General features: G+C 58.6%; 3 protein-coding genes. 2 read left to right on the top strand and 1 reads right to left on the bottom strand.

Going from position 1 to position 3,051, the window contains the following annotated elements; genetic code table 11:
* Positions 1-29 precede the first annotated feature (29 nt).
* The gene (locus tag RTK01_RS16395; RefSeq protein ID WP_312281993.1) at positions 30-407 is read left to right on the top strand and encodes a hypothetical protein; all 378 of its coding nucleotides are present in this window, start codon (positions 30-32) and stop codon (positions 405-407) included.
* 108 nt (positions 408-515) lie between these two features.
* Complete coding sequence (gene proS, locus RTK01_RS16400) at positions 516-1,955, top strand: proline--tRNA ligase (RefSeq protein WP_312281994.1); 1,440 nt, start codon at positions 516-518, stop codon at positions 1,953-1,955.
* An 83-nt stretch (positions 1,956-2,038) separates the two neighbouring features.
* On the opposite strand, the gene RTK01_RS16405 is transcribed toward proS, so the two are convergent.
* Positions 2,039-3,051: iron-containing alcohol dehydrogenase (locus RTK01_RS16405; protein ID WP_312281995.1), on the bottom strand; the 1,013-nt coding region annotated here is incomplete at its 5' end.

Raw genomic sequence — 3,051 nt, forward strand, 5'->3', positions numbered from 1 at the left:
GGTTTTGCGTGTAGTGGGGCGCGGGTTTTTTGACGGTGATGGGTGTAGTGGGAATTATCTTCGCGCCGGAGCTGATTGGCCTGGTGCGAAACGATCCCGAGGTGGTGGCCGTGGGGGCGCGGGCCTGGCGGCTCCAGTGCGCCACCTTCCCGCTGACAGGCTGGGTGGTGTTCAGCAACATGACGCTGCAAACCATTGGAGACACGGGACCTGCTACTCTTCTGGCCGGGGCGCGGCAGGGGGCGTTTTTCATCCCTGCGGTGCTGTTGCTGCCCCGGCTGATGGAGCTTTGGGGCGTGATGCTGGCGCAGCCGCTGGCCGACGTGCTGACCTTTGCCGTGGCGGTGCCGCTGATGCTTCGCGTGCTGGGGCAGATGAAGCGGGCGGAAGAAGCAGCCGGGGCGTGACGTTTGCCGGGAAGCAGTTGACAATTTCCTCCGGACTGGATACAATAAGAATTCGGTGAAAATGCAACGCGCGGTTGCAATTATTACAAATATAAAGGAATGAAGAACATGGCACAGGACAAGAGACAGGTGGACGCCATCACGTCCCGGGACACGGATTTCGCCCAGTGGTACACCGACGTGTGCAAAAAAGCGGAGCTGATCGACTATACCAGCACGAAGGGAATGTTCGTCCTGCGGCCATACGGGTACGCCATCTGGGAGAACATTCAGCGTATTTTGGACGGGGAATTTAAGAAGACGGGACATACCAACGTCTCCATGCCCATGCTGATTCCCGAGTCGCTTCTGCAAAAGGAAAAGGACCACGTTTCCGGCTTTGCACCGGAGTGCGCGTGGGTCACCATGGGCGGAAGCGAGAAGCTGGAGGAAAAGCTGTGCATCCGCCCCACCTCCGAGACGCTGTTCTGCGACCACTGGAGCCGGGTAGTCCATTCCTGGAGAGATTTACCCATGCTTTATAACCAGTGGTGCAGCGTTCTGCGGTGGGAGAAGACCTCCCGTCCCTTCCTGCGCCACCGGGAGTTTTTGTGGCAGGAGGGGCACACCCTCCACGCCACGGCCGAGGAGGCCGTTGATGAGACGGAGCGTCAGCTTGAGTGCTATGCCTTCTTCTGCGAAGACGCGCTGGCCATGCCGGTCATCCGTGGCCAGAAAACGGAGAAGGAGAAGTTTGCCGGGGCGGAATCCACCTACACCATCGAGTGCATGATGCACGACCACAAGGCGCTTCAGGGCGGCACCAGCCACTATTTCGGAGACGGCTTTGCCAAAGCCTTTGATATCACCTTCACGGATAAAAACAACCGGCTCACCAATCCTTTCGAGACGTCCTGGGGCCTGTCCACACGTATCATCGGCGGACTCATCATGACCCACGGAGACGACAACGGTCTGGTGCTGCCGCCCAAGGTGGCCCCTATTCAGGCAGTGGTCATTCCCGTGGCTATGCATAAGGAGGGCGTGCTGGAAGCGGCGGAAGGGCTGCGCGCGCGTCTTGCGGATGCGGGCATTCGGGTGAAGCTGGACGATTCCGACAACTCCCCCGGCTGGAAGTTTGCGGAGTATGAGATGAAGGGCGTGCCCCTGCGGGTGGAAATCGGCCCCAAGGATATTGAAAAGGGCCAGTGCGTCGCCGCCCGACGGGACACGGGAGAGAAAGTCTTCATTCCTCTTGCGGAGTTGGAGACGGCGGCGAAGAAGCTGCTGGACGAAATTCACGACAATATGTATGCCATGGCCCTGAAGAACCGGGAAGACAATACCTTCGATATCAAGACCCCTGCCGAGGCAAAGGCCATTGCCGAGGGCAAGGGCGGTTTTCTTCGTTCCAAGTGGTGCGGGGAGGAGGCATGCGAGGTGGCGATGAAGGAGCAGGCGGGCGTTACTTCCCGCTGTATGCCTCTGGTGCAGTCTGGAACAGAGGGCGTCTGTCCTGTGTGCGGTAAGTCCTGCAAAACCGATATTTTCTGGGGCGTGGCTTATTAAAGCCAAAGCGTTCCAACGAATCATAGAAAAAAGTTCCCCCCATTGCGTGAAACGCAATGGGGGGAACTTTCTTATAAAACAGTTTACTCCGCCAGATTCAAAATGGCGGTCATTTCTTCAGGGCCGATTTTCACAAATCCGCCGAAGGGGAAGCCGCCGGGCTTCTCCCCGCGGCGAGCGGTCAGGATGGGGATGTCTTCCGCCTTGGCGCCGATGTCCGACAGGGTGAGGGGCATTCCAATGGACTTCAAAAAGGCCCGGAACCGGGCAATGCCCGCTTTGGCGGTCACTTCGGGATGGGCAAAATCCATGTCGCAGTCCCAAACCCGCACCGCAAACTGGACAAACCGGTTTACATCGTGGGGCAGGACGTACTCCATCCACGCAGGCATGACCACCGCAAGACCAGCGCCGTGGGCGCAGTCGTAAAGCGCGGAAAGCTCGTGTTCAATCTGATGACTGCCCCAATCTTGCTCACGGCCCACGCCGCAGGTGTTGTTATGGGCCAGCATTCCCGCCCACATCAGCTCCGCCCGTGCGGCATAGTCGCCCGGGTTTTCAAGGGCCTTAGGCGCGGCGGCAATGATGGTTTTCATCAGTGCTTCGCACAGCCGGTCGGTTATGTCCACGTCCTTGGTGTTGGTAAAGTACCGCTCCATAATGTGGGCCAGCATATCCGTCACGCCGCTGGCGGTTTGATAGGCTGGGAGGGAGCAGGTATAGCTTGGGTCCAGAACAGAGAATTTGGGCCGGATCAGGTCTGATTTCGGACAGCCCCATTTCAGGTTGCCTTCCTCCAGCGTGATGACGCAACTATCGGATCCCTCGGACCCAGCCGCCGCGATGGTCAGTACCGCGCCCACGGGCAAAACGGTTTCAATGGAATGCTTGCCGGCAAAGATGTCCCAGAAATCACCGTCGTAAGGTACGCCCATGGCAATGGCTTTTGCTGTGTCGATAACCGAGCCGCCGCCAATGGCCAGCAAAAAGTCGCATCCATCCCGGCGACAGAGGTCGATGCCCTCATAGACCTTCCCACTGCGGGGGTTGGCCTGAATGCCCGACAGTTCACTGTAAGGGATTCCGGCCTCTTTTA

Origin of the sequence: Oscillibacter sp. (assembly GCF_031978065.1) — a bacterium.
Classification (GTDB): Bacteria; Bacillota; Clostridia; order Oscillospirales; family Oscillospiraceae; genus Oscillibacter.

What these genes read in the sequence shown, in the direction of transcription:
- proS (WP_312281994.1), top strand. Translation starts at nt 516, where the DNA reads ATGGCACAGGACAAGAGACAGGTGGACGCCATCACGTCCCGGGACACG.